The sequence below is a fragment of the Streptomyces mirabilis genome (genome assembly GCF_018310535.1).
Taxonomy (GTDB): Bacteria; Actinomycetota; Actinomycetes; order Streptomycetales; family Streptomycetaceae; genus Streptomyces.
This window is the reverse complement of sequence record NZ_CP074102.1, coordinates 9,021,413-9,035,979: the sequence shown is the minus strand read 5'-3', so window position 1 is coordinate 9,035,979 and position 14,567 is coordinate 9,021,413. Positions and strand designations below refer to the sequence as shown.

At 68.3% G+C, this 14,567-nt stretch carries 11 protein-coding genes and 2 pseudogenes; 9 read left to right on the top strand and 4 right to left on the bottom strand.

Annotated elements, in window-relative coordinates; genetic code table 11:
- Positions 1 to 291: 291 nt before the first annotated feature.
- Positions 292 to 1,053 (bottom strand): DeoR/GlpR family DNA-binding transcription regulator, encoded by a 762-nt coding sequence (locus tag SMIR_RS40340; RefSeq protein ID WP_212728217.1) that lies wholly within the window; start codon positions 1,051 to 1,053, stop codon positions 292 to 294.
- Between the two features lie 89 nt (positions 1,054 to 1,142).
- On the opposite strand from SMIR_RS40340, the gene SMIR_RS40335 reads away from it, so the two are divergent.
- The 3 genes and pseudogenes from SMIR_RS40335 to SMIR_RS40325 all read left to right on the top strand — a co-directional run.
- Positions 1,143 to 2,345, top strand: a complete 1,203-nt coding sequence (locus SMIR_RS40335) for an MFS transporter (protein ID WP_249938590.1) — start codon at positions 1,143 to 1,145, stop codon at positions 2,343 to 2,345.
- A 32-nt stretch (positions 2,346 to 2,377) separates the two neighbouring features.
- On the top strand, positions 2,378 to 3,010 hold the full coding sequence (locus SMIR_RS40330; RefSeq protein WP_212728216.1) for an HAD-IA family hydrolase: 633 nt from the start codon (positions 2,378 to 2,380) through the stop codon (positions 3,008 to 3,010).
- Positions 3,011 to 3,356: 346 nt separating this feature from the next.
- A pseudogene (locus tag SMIR_RS40325) lies at positions 3,357 to 3,587 on the top strand (integrase core domain-containing protein); the annotation flags it as partial.
- A 335-nt stretch (positions 3,588 to 3,922) separates the two neighbouring features.
- Here SMIR_RS40325 and SMIR_RS40320 read toward each other — a convergent pair.
- Complete coding sequence (locus SMIR_RS40320) at positions 3,923 to 4,828, bottom strand: S41 family peptidase (protein ID WP_212728215.1); 906 nt, start codon at positions 4,826 to 4,828, stop codon at positions 3,923 to 3,925.
- A 57-nt stretch (positions 4,829 to 4,885) separates the two neighbouring features.
- On the opposite strand from SMIR_RS40320, the gene SMIR_RS40315 reads away from it, so the two are divergent.
- Positions 4,886 to 5,428 carry an ArsR/SmtB family transcription factor gene (locus tag SMIR_RS40315; protein ID WP_168488230.1) on the top strand — a complete coding sequence of 181 codons (543 nt, stop codon included), beginning with the start codon at positions 4,886 to 4,888 and terminating at the stop codon, positions 5,426 to 5,428.
- A 428-nt stretch (positions 5,429 to 5,856) separates the two neighbouring features.
- Complete coding sequence (locus SMIR_RS40310; protein WP_212728214.1) at positions 5,857 to 6,393, top strand: GNAT family N-acetyltransferase; 537 nt, start codon at positions 5,857 to 5,859, stop codon at positions 6,391 to 6,393.
- 763 nt (positions 6,394 to 7,156) lie between these two features.
- Here the strand turns inward: SMIR_RS40310 and SMIR_RS40305 are convergent.
- Positions 7,157 to 7,810, bottom strand: a pseudogene (locus SMIR_RS40305) (universal stress protein); the annotation flags it as partial.
- On the opposite strand from SMIR_RS40305, the gene SMIR_RS45095 reads away from it, so the two are divergent.
- Positions 7,809 to 8,408: a universal stress protein gene (locus SMIR_RS45095; protein WP_422664498.1), complete on the top strand. Its 600-nt coding sequence runs from the start codon at positions 7,809 to 7,811 to the stop codon at positions 8,406 to 8,408. The pseudogene SMIR_RS40305 and the gene SMIR_RS45095 sit on opposite strands and share 2 nt — an antisense overlap.
- Positions 8,409 to 8,609: 201 nt before the next feature.
- Here the strand turns inward: SMIR_RS45095 and SMIR_RS40295 are convergent, their stop codons facing one another.
- Positions 8,610 to 8,807, bottom strand: a complete 198-nt coding sequence (locus tag SMIR_RS40295) for a hypothetical protein (protein WP_075032525.1) — start codon at positions 8,805 to 8,807, stop codon at positions 8,610 to 8,612.
- A gap of 855 nt (positions 8,808 to 9,662) precedes the next feature.
- On the opposite strand from SMIR_RS40295, the gene adhE reads away from it, so the two are divergent.
- From adhE to SMIR_RS40280, 3 genes are all read left to right on the top strand, one after another.
- The gene (adhE, locus tag SMIR_RS40290) at positions 9,663 to 12,356 is read left to right on the top strand and encodes a bifunctional acetaldehyde-CoA/alcohol dehydrogenase (RefSeq protein WP_212728211.1); all 2,694 of its coding nucleotides are present in this window, start codon (positions 9,663 to 9,665) and stop codon (positions 12,354 to 12,356) included.
- A gap of 353 nt (positions 12,357 to 12,709) precedes the next feature.
- Positions 12,710 to 13,924, top strand: coding sequence for a globin domain-containing protein (locus tag SMIR_RS40285; protein WP_212728210.1), 1,215 nt, complete (start codon positions 12,710 to 12,712; stop codon positions 13,922 to 13,924).
- A 41-nt stretch (positions 13,925 to 13,965) separates the two neighbouring features.
- On the top strand, positions 13,966 to 14,388 hold the full coding sequence (locus SMIR_RS40280; RefSeq protein WP_249938589.1) for a hypothetical protein: 423 nt from the start codon (positions 13,966 to 13,968) through the stop codon (positions 14,386 to 14,388).
- Positions 14,389 to 14,567: the final 179 nt, after the last annotated feature.

Sequence of the window (14,567 nt, the reverse complement as noted above, 5' to 3'; positions counted from 1 at the left end):
GCAAATCAACCAGTCACCCCGCAGGTCAGCGGCCCCGTCTCTGCGAGATCTAACGAGACGGGACAAGGGCACTCGGCGCCATCACCCACAAGGATGACAGCGCCGCCTCGCTGGCCTCCGAGCCGAGACCGGCCACTGCATTGAGACCGAACAGCTTGGCCACGGCGTGAGACAGCCCGAGAAGCAGCAGGTCACGGGCGCGCGCTCGGCCACTCGCGGCGAGACCCTACAACCAGCTGTGGGATCTCACATCCCGTGGCCAAATCTCACGACCGATGGCCGACGGTCTTGTCAGACGGCCTTGACGACGGTGCCAGTGCCTTCGAGCGCGGTGACCTCGTCGACGGGTGCTGCGGTGTCGGTGACGAGGGTGTCCAGGAGTGTGGAGGGACCGACGTAGGCGTAGGCAGTGTGGCCGAGCTTGCTGCCGTCGGCGGCGACGATGATGCGGCGGGTGGAGGCGATGCCGGCCTTCTTCACGGCCGCATCGTCGAGGTCGTAGGCGGTCAGGCCCTGGGCTGCGCTGAGACCGCAGCAACCCATGACGGCAGTGTCGAAGCGCAGCGCCGCCAGGGACGCGAGGGTGAGGGGGCCGGTGAGGGCTCCCTCGGCGGCCCGTGGCTGCCCGCCGGGCACCATCAGTGTGGCCGGGCCCGGGCCCTCGCCGAGTACGTGGATGGCCTGCAATGACAGGGGCATCACAGTGATCGGCCGCCGGCGCAGCAGGTGGGCGATCTCCAGGCAGGTGGTGCCGCTGTCGAGGAGGACGGTCTCGCCGTCGGCGATCAGCGAGGACACCTCGGCGGCGATGCGGCGCTTGGCGTCGACGGCCTCGTGAGCACGCAGCGCGAAGGGCGGTTCCTCGCCCCTGAGCAGCAGGGTGCGCGCCCCGCCGCGGACGCGCTCGAGGACGCCTTGCGCGGCCAGCGCGTCGAGGTCGCGCCGGATGGTCATCTCGGAGGCGCCGGTCAGTTCGGCGAGTTCCTGGACCGTGATCCTTCCCGTCTCTCTGACGGCCTGCGCGATCATCCCGTGCCGGTCTGCGTTGCTCATACCGCGATTGAACACCACACGAAACGAACAATCAATGTGTGCGAATGGACAGTATTCAACCGCTCACTATGTTCGTTACGGTGCCTGTCATGAACGATTCGCTTCGAGCCGCCCGAGTAGCGACCTTTGTCTACTTCAGCCTGTGCGGCACTCTGATGGGCACCTGGGTGGTCAACATCCCCGCCATCGAGGAGCGCGTGGGCATCAGCCACGCGACGCTCGGGGGACTGCTGGTGCTGCTGGGGTTGGGAGCCTTCATCGGTATGCAGGTGGCCGGACGTCTGACTGACAGGCTCGGGGCGCGCATCGTCGTTCCCGCCACCGGCGTGCTGTGCAGCGCGACCCTGGTGCTGACCGGCCTTCCCCGGGAGCCGTGGACGCTGGCAGGTGCCCTGCTGGCCTTCGGATTCTGCAACGGTTGCCTGGACGTGAGCATGAACGCCCACGCCGTGCACGTGGAGAAGGCGTACGGCCGGCCCGTCATGTCGGCCTTCCACGCCACGTTCTCGGTCGGCGGCATCCTCGCCGCGCTCGTCGGAGCTGCTACCGCGAGCGCCGGCCTGAGCCCGGCCGCAGGCATGGCCGCCATGGGAGCCCTGGGCATCGCGATCGCCCTGGTGTCGGCACGTGCCCTGCTGCCGAACGCACCCACCGCTGCCGACACCGGCTCCGCGGGGGAGACCGAGCAGGCGCCGGCCGCCGAGCAGCGCGGCACCAGCAGGCGCATCTGGATCCTCGCCGCCCTGGCTCTGATGGTCATGCTGTGCGAGGGAGCCGCCAACGACTGGAGCGCGCTACACCTGAAGGACGTCCTCGGCGCACCCGCGAGCACTGCCGCCTTCGCGTACGGCACCTTCGCAGCGACCATGACCATCGGCCGACTGCTCGCCGACCGCCTCGCCGACCGGTTCGGGTCCATGGCGATCCTGAGATACGGCGCGGCGACGGCTGCCGCCGGCATCACGATCGTGACCGTCTCCCCGTGGATATGGGCCGCGTTCGCGGGGTGGGCGCTGTTCGGTCTGGGGCTGTCCGGCTGTGTCCCGCAGTTGTTCAGCGCGGCCGGGCACGCCGACCCCTCCGCTGCGGGGGCCAATGTCTCCCGCGTCGCCGGGCTCGGCTACGTCGGCATGCTCGCCGGCCCCGCCGCCATCGGCTGGTTGACCCACCTCGTCGCTCTGAACCACGCCTTCGTACTGCTGATCCTGCTGTGTGCGATCACCTCTGTGGCCGCCGGGATCCTGCGCACCGGATCCGACCGCACGAGCGAGATGGCAGCAAGCAGCAGCTGAACGCCCCTCGGGATCCGGAGGAACCCACGACGATGTCCACCGACCGCAGCATCGTGCTGTTCGACCTCTTCGGGGTCGTCGCCCGCCACCAACGCCCGGGCGCCCTGGGAAAGATGGCCGCCCGCTGTCACACACCCACCGACGCCTTCACCACGGCCTACTGGGCCTGCCGCCCGCCCTACGACGCCGGTCAGCAGTCCGCGCCCGAATACTGGACCGCCGTACTGCGACGGCTGTCCCTGTCCGTCGACGCCGACACCATCGAGGAACTGCGCCTCACCGACATCGACAGCTGGTCACGCATCGACGACCGGATGGTCGCCTACGCCCAGTCCCTCCGCGACGTCGCCGAGGTCGCCTTGCTGTCCAACATCCCCTCGGACCACGCGGACGCCTTCCTCGCCGCGCAACCCTGGCTGCACCATCTGGACCACGTTGCCTTCTCCGGGAAGATCAAAGCGGCGAAGCCGGCCCCGGCAGCCTTCCATCACTGCGTCGTCGCCATGCGGGCCGCCCCGACCGACTTCCTCTTCGTCGACGACCGCGAGGAGAACGTACGCTCCGCGCAGGCCATGGGTATGAACGGACACGTCTTCACCGATCGCGACGAGCTGGCAGCCGTCATCGACACCTGGTTGCCGACTCGAGGACTCACGTGGAAATGACACCTCCGTCACCGCCTGACTCCGGACCAACTGTCCTGGTACCCCGGGCCGGCAACCGCATCAGTGCCTCGGAGGCTTCCTCCGGGGCGCCGGCGGAGCGCACGAGGCCCCGGCCGCGACGGCGTACCGCAGGAAATGCGGTACGCCGACTCCGGCCGACCAAGACCAGAGGGAAATGCCACGTTCGTGAGACCGAGCGGCTGTGCCACCGTCCTGAGACAGCGGAAGAACCGCAGTTCAGCGAACGCTGCCTATGCAACGAGCGGCAAGATCCTACAATTGTGGGATCTCAGATTCCGGGGCCGAATCTCACGGCCAATGGCCAATCGATGGCCGATCGGCCACGACCGTCGGGGACGGCCTGGACAACGCGATGATGGAGTCGTTCTGGTCCTCGATGCAGATCGAGCTGTTAAATCGCAGGCGGTGGAAGACCCGGGTCGAGTTGGCGAACGCGATCTTCGAATACATCGAGGTCTTTCACAACCGACAGCGGCGCCACTCAGCACTGGGCTACCGCACCCCGATCGAGTACGAACTACTCTTCGAGCAAGACACCATCCCCGCCGCCAGTTAGCCACTGCGGCTGGAACCCAAACCGTGGGGCACGTCAACCTGTCACCCAAACCTGCAGCAGACCCATGAGATACACACGACCCCGAACGGCGTCAGCACGAGCAGACTCGTTGACATCCAACCCGTCGACCCAGGTCAAGTGGCTGCACACGACTAACTTCGCTATCAAAGGACAACTGCTGTCCTCTGCCGTCCAATCAAGGCGGTTGACAGCGGACCCGGCCGTTTCGGGGTGAGCACGTAGGGGCCGCCGGAGACTGGGGCCTCCGCCGCCGAAGCCAGCCACGGACGTGGATAGGGGCACTGCGCGCAGTGCTGTCGATGAGCTGGACCGGGTCAGCCTGCCAGTCGGGCGAGGGCCAGCGCGTGCGCCTGGCTGAGGGAGTCAACAGCAGCGCAAGGGACGTCCGGCTGCACACCGGCACCCTCCCAGTTCGCGCCGGAGACGGGATTGATGGCGCGGCCAACGGGGACGGTGGCTTCCAGGTGTGGGTGCACGGTCCAGCCCTCGCACGGATGTGCGCCGCCGCGGGTGCGCTCGCCGACGACAACGGCGCGGCCGAGCTGCTGGAGGTCGTACGCCAGCTCCTCAGCGGCAGAGAAGGTGCTGTCACTGGACAACACATACAACGGCTTGCTGCCACCGAAGCACGCGCCGGGAACGTGCGGCAGGCTCCAGGACTGCTCGCTGCGCTCGCCGCCGCGCCAGTACATGGTGTTGAGGTGCGTGCGCTCGTCCAGTAGGTAACTGCAGACGAAGGCGACCGTGTCCGGGTCGCCACCCCGGTTGGCGCGAAGGTCCACGATCAGCGCCTGGGCGCGGGAGGCCATGGTGAGCGCGGCGCTCAGCGGCTCGGCGGCCCACTCCAGCGGAAACAGCATCGGCGCCAGCTCCACCACGGCGACCCCTCCGCCGAGCAACTCCACCCGGGGCGCACCGCCCAGCGAGGTGTCGAAGTCCCGGCGGATGGCGGCCCGGTTGGCCGCCCCCTGCTTGGGGGGCACGGGGTCGGCGTGGTGCTTCAGTCTCAGGTGTCGGTCGCCGTTGACGGACTGCAGGTCCGCGGTGACCAGACGGGCGAGCGCCTCGGCGTCGTCGACGTCATAGGCGCCCTCGGTGAGGCGTCGGTGCAGCAGGCCGGCGAGCTGCTCGGCTATCTCGGGGAAAACGTAGTGCTCGGTCAGCAGCCGGGCTGTCTCGTCGATGACAGGGGCGGGCTGAAGCTTCGTCAGAGTCGTCATGACAGGGAGTAGAGCACTGCGCTTGCGAAAGCGTCAATGAGATTAGACACTTCCGGTATGCGTGATCAGCCTTCCCACCTGCCACCCCCTGAGGATGTTCTGGAGATCGGTGCGCCTGACCAGTTCGCGGCGCTCGCCCACCCGTTGCGTCAGCGGTTGCTCTTCGCCCTGGGCCACCGGCCTGCCACCATCAGCCAGCTTGCGGCGCAGCTCGACGCGAAGAAGGGCAACGTGGCCCACCACCTCAAAGTGCTCCGCGAAGCCGGGCTGGTCCACGTCGCCGAGACCCGCCAGGTCCGCGGCGGCACCGAGCAGTACTACCAGCGCACGGCCCGCCAGATGGTCGTCGCCGAACCCCAAGCGGCAGGCACCGCCGCGATGCTCGCCGCCATCGCCCAGGAGCTGGACCTCTCTCCCGCCGAGACCCACCTGACACTGCGCCACCTGCGTCTCAGCCCTGCGAAGGCAAGAGAACTCGGCGAGGCTCTCGCCAAACTGGTCGACGAGGCCGAGGAAAATGCAGAGGACCAGCCAGTGCACGGTGTGTTGGTGGCGCTCTATCAGCAGGCTCTGCCAACCAGCACCACCAGTTCCGCCTAGCGGTACCAGCCTCACGAGACAGCACACGTAGCCCACTCGAGACGAGCCGCATCCATTGACATCCGACCCAGTCGCCCCAGATCAGCGCGCTGCACACGACTATCTTCGATGTCGAAGGACAACTGTTGTCCTTTGTCCTCCAATCGAGGCGTTTGACAACGACCTAAGCCGTTTCGGCTTCCTTGCCAGCGAACCTAGTCGTACGAGGGGACGTACTGGGGGTGCTGGGTGGCCGTACCGGTCGGGGCAGATCTTGCGGAGCCGTATGTCGAGCTGTCGTACGTGGATGCTGTACGCGAGTCTCGGCGGCGTCCGCTGCTGGACTGCGCGACTGAGTCCCGACACCGTATGTCGACCGGGAGCGACAGCGCCCAACGTCGGCGGAGAATCGCTTGGCCAGTGCTCGGCGGAGAGATCATCATGTCGGAATGTCTGAGAACCGATTCTCTGTGGCACCGAGCGCGGTGCGGCTCCCCCAGTATACGAAGGCGGACCAGGAGGAGATCCTTGGCAAAAGCGACGATCCCTTCGGCGTCGCCTCGACCGGTCTGACCTGGCTGCCGAAAGAAGAACACTTCGGCATCAGACACGAAGGCCGGCTCGTGGCACACGCCGGCCTGCTGCGACTGCCTGTCGCGATCGGCGACGCCGAGACAGAGGTGGTGGGTGTCGGCGGGGTGGCCGTCGCACCCTGCATGCAAGGTCAGGGCCTGGCTCGGCTCGTCGTCACAGCTGCCCTGGAGCACGCCCGCGCGATGGGTCCTCAACACGCACTGCTGTTCTGTCGGCCTGCCCTCGTGCCGCTCTACCAGCGCCTTGGATGGCACTCGCTCGACAAGGACGTACTCGTCGAACAACCCGAAGGCCGCCTGGTGACCATGCCGCTGCGAACTATGGTGACGCCCCTGCGCGACGACGCCCGCTGGCCCTCAGGGACAGTACGGCTGTTCTCGCTCCCTATGTGACGGAGGGCCACCCAGCACAGCGACCAGGGTTCACCCATCAGAGTCGGATCTCGGTGACGAACCCGACCCGCCTCGCCTGATCGTTTGCCAACCAATCCAGTCGCCGCAGGTCAACGCGAACGGAACGACTAACTTCGCTGTCAAAGGACAACTGCTGTCCCGTCTCATCGAACCGAGTCGGCATCGATTCGTCTCAACGAATCCAGTCACCGCAGGTCGGCGATATGGAGCAGTAGGCCGGCCCGAGAGAGGCCGTCTCAATCAAGTTGGTCCGCTCAGGTCAGCCGCCTGCCGTCGACTGGGTTCGTTGAGAACGGACAACTGCTGTCCCTTGTCGCCCAATCGAGTCGCTTGGTGTCCCGTCTCTCTCGATCTGGTCCCCGTCTCAAGTGATCTGGTCCGATTCGCTCGTTGCCTCAGACGGTCCGGCGTCCTGTTCCTCGACTGCGTGGGCAGTTGAGGTCTTCCAGGCATCCGCAGCGACGACTCGTCCAGGTCTCGGTAATTACGTAGTCGGCGCCGGTACTCGTCCTCGTCGACCTCCCCGCGTGCGAACCGCTCGGCCAGCAGCTGCTCCGGTGTGGTTCGAGAGGCACGCGTATGCATGTCCGTAGTGCCTCGGCTCAGAGCCCGGAAGAGCAGGACGCCGACGGCGATCAGCAATGCCCAGAAGAGGACCATGCTCAGCGACATGGTGAGCCAGCCCCAGTCGTTCATGTGGTTCGAGTTCCAGTACATGGTGTCAGTTCCTTCCCAGGTGAGCTGCGCGGGTCGCCGGGCGCAACCCGTCACTGTCGCCGGATCCGAGGCCGGTCCGGTGGGGCGCGTGCCAGGCATGCACAGCCCGCAGCCGCGCATGCCGGAGCCGGGCCGCCTCGAAGGCGAACTCGATGACCTCGTAGCAGGGGTCGTCCAGGTCGATGGCGAGCACCACGTCCCGGTATCCGGTGTCCGTCGAGGCTCTTCCCTCACCCGTCGGTACGTGTTCGTCCTCCGCCTCCTCGTCCGCCCGTACGAGGACGACGGGACGCGTGACCTCCGCGACCACGCCGAACGCGACGGAACCCACGAGGAATCCGGTGAAACCGCTCAGTCCGCGCGAGCCCAGAACCGTCACGTCGGCCTGGTCCACCGCCTTCAGCAGGGCCGCGACGGCCGGGCCCTCCACCTGCTCGTCGGAGAGACGGACGTCCGGACACTCGGTGCGGACGCGTTCCTCCGCCTGGCACAGTGAACGCCGGGCCAGATGCCGTTGCGCGGCGTTCGCGATCTCACCGTCCCGCTGGCGGGGGTGCCAGTCCCAGACGTGTACCAGGCGCAGCGGTCGTCCTCGCCGCACGGCCTCGCGCACCACCCATGCGCCGGCGGCCAGGCTCTCCGCGGATCCGTCGACTCCGGCAACAACGGGCAGAAGCATGCCGGCACCTCCAGCGCCAGGTCTGTCATCCAGTACCAGCGTCACGCCGCGGCCCGCACTGGGGCAGGGGCTGTCAGGTCCCCTCGGAGGGCCGTCCGGCCCTGCCGCACCGCCCTCGTCAGCCCCGGAAGCAGCAGCCGGCACGCCCCTCCCCGGCTGCACGCGGACAGCGCGGTCCGGCAGTCTGATCCTCGGCGTTCCGCTCGACATCGGCGTCATCACCGCCGACAAACGGGCCGTTGTGGGCGTCGACGGATCCATGGCACCCCCGGCCGCTCTCCGCTGGGCCGCGGAGCAGGCCGGAGCCCCGCAGAGCCGGAGGGTTGCCGTCCACGCATGGGAGCGGCCCAGGCTCGCCCCTACGCTCCTGTGCAGGCTGACCCGACGATGTCCCAACAGGCAGGAGGCCAAGCAAGTACTCGCCCAGTCCCTTCGCGAGGTCCACAGCTCGTACGTCGACAGCACCGTACGTACCTTCGTGGCCGAGGGAAGCCCGCCGGGGTCCGCTCGCGGAGCGCTCCCGCCGGCCACCGGGGGCACGGCTCATGAAGAAGGCGGATCACCAGTGAGAGGCGCCGTCTGCCGGGAGTGCCTATGACACGCGGCTGTCCCCTGTGGTCGCGGTGCCGGCGACGGACCAGCCGATGCGGCCGCTCGGGAAAACCGGAACGCTGGTGCTCCTCAAGAGCGGAGCCGCGTAACGTTCACGGAAACGCGTGGCGACGCCGCCGGAGTTGTACTCAGCAGCGTGGGCCGGGGACCAGGTCCCCAGCCCACGAAACGTTGCTCGCCGAAAGCGTCAGCAGTGCACCGACGTACGGTGGTCGTTCCGCTCCGGCCGGTACGGCGCCTGTGGCGGCGTCCTGTGTGCCCGAAGGCGCAAAACCCGGACGGCGAGATCGTCGAAGACCGCGGCGAGGACACACGTCAGACCCGCCGCCAGCACGAGCAGCACCGCGAACCGCTCCCAAAACTCCGGTGTGAGACTGGTACCCACTGCCCTCGCCCTCCCTGGTCGACGTCCTTCTCCGTGCTCCCAGCCAACTCCGCCGCAGGTCGGGGCGCATGGGCCAAGAGGGCCTGCCAGAGGTCCACAACGGCCCTTGCACACGGGGGCTCACCGGCCTTGGGCCGGCCCACCCGAGGGGGAAGAGCGAGAGGTCCCGAGGTTGGTGGACGATCGCCTCATGATCCGGCCGCCCGTCACAGACGAGGCCACGGACACGGTGCCGAAGAAGCCGGCCGAGCGCGGACATCCGTGCCGGAGGCGGCGATCATGAAGGCATACGTCGCGCCCTGCGGGGTCGCACCCTCAGCGGACTAGCGCGTCCTCCCCGGGCCATGACACCACCTCCGCCCAGCCCAGGGTCCGATCGATCCGGTCGCGCAGCACGGCTGCCGCGTCCGGTTCGCCGTGGACCAGGTAGTCCGAGTGAGGGGACTCCTGAAGAAGATCGCCAACGCTACCTGCGCCCTCGCCCCTGCCCTGCTCCCGCAAGATCAACAGAATGACCCGAGCCCGCTCCCTCCAGAACCACGAACTGTTCGACGATCACACCGCGTTCCCACCCAACTTGCCCAGACCGCTTGACATGTCAGAAGCGTGAGGTGGCTCTGCGGTCACGGCACCAGCCGGCACGAGTGGCCGTGGCGGGGCGAGTAGCACGGCCCGGCGACTTCGAGGCCGGTCAGCCCAGCAAAGGGACCAACGGGACCTGGGTCGGAGAACCGCGGACGAGAGACGGTGCCGGTGGGAGCGGTACCGGTCTTTCTCTCTCCTCCCGCCGTGCCGTTCCCTCCGCGCGCCGCCGCCTGTGCGGCGTCGCCCTCTCGACAACGGAGGCTTGCCCCCATGACCCGCCACGACGACCCAGGCGCGACCGCCGGCCCCGCCGCCACGCCGTCCGACATCGCCATCGCGGTGGACCGGCTGGTGACGAACGGGCTCAAGGCGCTCGCCGACTATGAGACGCTCGATCAGGAGCAGGTCGACCACATCGTGAAGAAGGCATCAGTCGCCGCCCTGGACCAGCACACCGCGCTCGCGCGGCTCGCGGTGGACGAGACCGGACGCGGCGTCTTCGAAGACAAAGCCGCCAAGAACATGTTCGCCTGCGAGCACGTCACGCACAGCATGGACCCGATGAAGACGGTCGGCGTCATCGCCCGCGACGACATCGAAGACATGATCGAGGTGGCCGAGCCCGTCGGTGTGGTCTGCGCGATCACTCCGGTAACCAACCCGACCTCCACCACGATCTTCAAGGCACTGATGGCGCTGAAGACACGCAACCCGGTCGTGTTCGCCTTCCACCCTTCCGCCCAGCGCTGCAGCGCGCAGGCGGCCCGCATCGTGCGCGACGCCGCGGTCGCAGCGGGTGCGCCCGAGCACTGCGTGCAGTGGATCGAGACCCCGTCCGTGGAGGCGACCGGCACCCTGATGCGACACCCGGGTGTCTCGCTGATCCTCGCCACCGGCGGCAACGCCATGGTCAAGGCCGCCTATTCGGCGGGCAAGCCCGCTCTGGGCGTGGGCGCCGGAAACGTCCCCGCCTATGTCCACAGGAGCGCCAAGCTGCGCCGGGCCGTCAACGACCTGGTGCTGTCCAAGTCGTTCGACAACGGCATGATCTGCGCCTCCGAGCAGGCCGTCATCCTGGACGAGCAGATCTACGACGCGGCCCTCGCCGAGTTCCACACCCTGCATGCCCATCTGGCGACCGCCGAGGAGAAGGCGAAGCTGGAGGCGTTCCTGTTCCCCGCAGGCACCAAGGGCGCCGGCTGCGAGCCCAAGGTCAACTCCGCGGCGGTCGGCCGGAGTCCGGCCTGGATCGCCGAACAGGCCGGATTCTCCGTGCCTGACGACACGTCGCTCATCCTGGTCGAGGCCGACCGGGTCGGCGCGGACGAACCGCTCACCCGGGAAAAGCTCTGCCCGGTCCTCGCCGTGCTCCGCGCCGGCTCCGAACAGCAAGGCTTCGACCTGGCCGCCGACATGGTGGCCTTCCACGGGCAGGGACACAGCGCCGTCATCCACACCGAGGACCCCGCACTGGCCGAGGCGTACGGAAGGCGCATGAAGACCGTGCGGATCATCGTCAACGCCCCGTCCTCGCAGGGCGCGATCGGTGGTATCTACAACAGCCTGCTGCCGTCGCTGACACTGGGGTGCGGCTCGTGGGGCAGCACGTCGGTGTCGAACAACGTCTCCGCCGCCCAGCTGCTGAACGTCAAGCGCGTCTCGGTGCGCCGCAACAACCTGCAGTGGTTCAAGGTGCCACCGAAGATCTACTTCGAGCCACAGGCCATCCAGTACCTCGCCTCCATGCCGGAGGTCCACCGCGTCACCATCGTCACTGACGCGACAATGACCCGCCTCGGCCTCGTCGACCGGGTCGAGCGCGTGCTACGGCGGCGCCGGGAACCGGTCACCATCCAGGTCATCGACAACGTCGAGCCCGAGCCCAGCATCGACTCCGTCCGGCACGGCGCCCGCCTGATGGGCGACTTCCACCCGGACACCATCATCGCGCTCGGCGGCGGCTCTCCCATGGACGCGGCCAAGGTGATGTGGCTGCTGTACGAGCAGCAGGCCATGGGCAAGGACGTCGACTTCGCCGACATGCGGCACAAGTTCTCCGACATCCGCAAGCGAGCCTTCCGCTTCCCCGTCCTCGGCAGGCTAGCCCGCCTGGTGTGCGTCCCCACCACCTCCGGCACCGGCGCCGAGGTGACCCCCTTCGCCGTCATCTCCGACCCTTCCACCGGAAAGAAGTACCCGCTGGCCGACTACGCGCTCACTCCCAGCGTGGCCATCGTCGACCCACTGCTCACCACCGGGCTGCCCCGGGCGCTGGCCGCCGACAGCGGCTTCGACGCCCTCACCCACGCCATCGAGGCGTACCTGTCGGTCTACGCCAACGACTTCACCGACGGCCTCGCCCTGCAGGCGATCCGACTGATCTTCGACAACATCGAGGCAGCGGTCAACGACCGCGCGGCCCAGCCGGAAGCCCGGGAGAAGATGCACAACGCCGGCACCATCGCGGGCATGGCCTTCGGCAACGCCTTCCTCGGCATCGTCCACGCCATGTCCCACACGCTCGGCGCCACCTTCCACATCGCGCACGGCCGTACCAACGCCGTTCTGCTTCCACACGTCATCCGCTACAACGGCACCGTCCCCCCGAAACTCACCGCCTGGCCCAAGTACGAGGACTACCGCGCCCCCGAACGCTTTCAGGAAATCGCCCGCAGCCTCGGACTGCCCGCCACCACCCCGGCCCAGGGCGTCGAGTCGCTCGCCTCAGCAGTGGAACGTCTCCGCGACGCCTTGAGTATCGAGCCTACGTTCCAGGCCCTCGGCGTCGACGAGCGGGCCTTCCTGGACGCGCTGCCCCTGCAGGCCCTCAACGCCTACGAGGACCAGTGCGCCCCAGCCAACCCACGGATGCCCATGCTCGACGACATGCAGGAACTCATGCGTACGGCCTACTACGGCCGTGTGCAGGGCCCTCCGGACGACGAGCGGGCAGAACGACCGTAGCGTGCGCATCGCGGCCGTCGTTCCGATGAACCGACCAGGCCTGACGTGTTCAAGCGACCGTGCGGGCGGGCCTCGTCCCGCCCACATCAGCCGGGCGACGACTGCCTCGTAAGCGCTCCTCCGCGAGAACGGCGGTGGCAGGGGCCGAGAGGGTAGCGCCAAGCGCCGTCCGACCCCGGCCGCATGGACCCGGTGGAGCCGATGTGCCCCAGGTGATGGGGCCCTTCGGCCCTACTTCACCCGCTGCCGCCAAACGGCGTCGAAACGCGGTCCGCCCGCCTGCTACACAGAAGACCGCCGCCCTGACGCGATGCGGCTCCTTTCCTCTTCATCCGCCCTTTCCGGGAGGTTCCATGCTGTCCGCAGAATCCGCCGCTCTCGTACGGGCCACCCTGCCCACCGTGGCTGGGGCGCTCGACGAGATCACCACCCGCTTCTACGACATGATGTTCCACGACCGGCCGGAACTGCTCGACGGGATGTTCAACCGCGGCAACCAGGCCAGCGGCGCCCAGCGCCGCGCCCTGGCCGGCTCGATCGCCGCCTTCGCGACTGCGCTGCTCGACGATCCGGACACCCGCCCGGACACACTGCTGGCCCGGATCGCGCACAAGCACACGGCCGTCGGCGTCACTGAGGACCAGTACACGATCGTGCACAAATACCTGTTCGGCGCGATAGCCGAGGTCCTCGGCGACGCGGTCACACCCGAGGTGGCGGCCGCCTGGGACGAGGTCTACTGGCTGATGGCCGGCGCCCTGATCAGCCAGGAAGCCCGCCTCTACCAGGCCGCCGGGGTGCAGCCCGGCAAGATCTGGCGGCAGTGGACGGTCGTCGAACGCCGCACCGAGACCGCGGACGTCGTGTCCCTCCTGCTCCGCCCGGCGGACGGCGAGCCGGCGCCGCGGGCTCGGGCGGGACAGTACGTGAGCGTACGCGTGCGCATGACCGACGGAGTCCACCAGTTGCGTCAGTACAGCCTGTCCTCGGACCCGGGCCGAGAACTGCGGCGGATCACCGTGAAGCGTGTCACTCGTGACACCGGCGGGCCGGACGGCGAGGTCTCCAACCTGCTGCACGACCACATCCGTGAAGGGGACGAGCTGACACTGTCCACGCCGTTCGGCGACGTCTTCCTCGACGCCCCGGCCGACGCCACCACCCCACTCGTCCTGGTCTCAGCGGGAATCGGCTGCACTCCCATGACCAGCATCCTGGCCGATCTCGCCGCCCACGGCTCGACCCGCCCGGTACTGGTCCTGCACGCCGACCACTCCCCGGGCGACCACGCCCTGCACGCCGAGACACGCGACCTCCTCGGCCAACTTCCGGAAGCCCGCGCCGTCTTCTGGTACGAGCGACCCGGACCGGAAGAACCCGACGCCCTCACCGGCCTGATGGACCTGAGGGAGACCCAACTCCCCGACGACGCCACTCTGTTTCTGTGCGGCCCGCTCCCCTTCATGCGCGAGGTACGCGGACAACTGCTGAGCGCCGGGGTTCCCGCACGACGCATCCGCTACGAGGTCTTCGGACCCGACCTGTGGCTGCCCGACACCGCGGCCTGAACCGCGCCGAACTTTTTGATATCCCCAAGGAGGCACCTCGCATGACCACCGACAACACCCAGGCGACGCCCACGATTCGGCTGCGCTCCGATGGCGCCGTGGACGAAGAGACCCTGGCGTACGCCCGTACGAAGATCGACGCCGTCGTGAGCAGGCCGGGCTTGCCCGCCGTCACGGGGGAGGTGCGCATCGTGCGGGCAGCCACCCACCACGCCGACCGCCCGTGGTCGGCCACGGCCGACCTGCAGGTCAGCGGTCACCAGGTGATCGCCATGGCCGAGGACGCTACGGGCACGGAGGTCGTCGACCGGCTTCAGGACCGGGTGCGCCGCCAGATCGACAAGGCCGCCCAGGCCTGGGAGAACGGTCACCGGACGACTGCCCCGCCGTGGCGCGGCGGAAGCCGACAGTCGCGTCCCGCCACGGAGCCCGGCAGCACGGCAGAGGACTCCCGCACTGCATGAATCCGCGTGAGAACAGGCCCGGTCGGTGACTGTCCACCGACCGGGCCGCCGCCCTGTCCTCCGCCTGCAGGCGGCAACCGCCGAAACTCACTTCGAGGGCCGTCCGGACCAATGAAGTGACCAACGGCCCACTGCGGAATTCCGGGCCTAGGGAGACCGTGGGACGAGTGGTTCCCGAT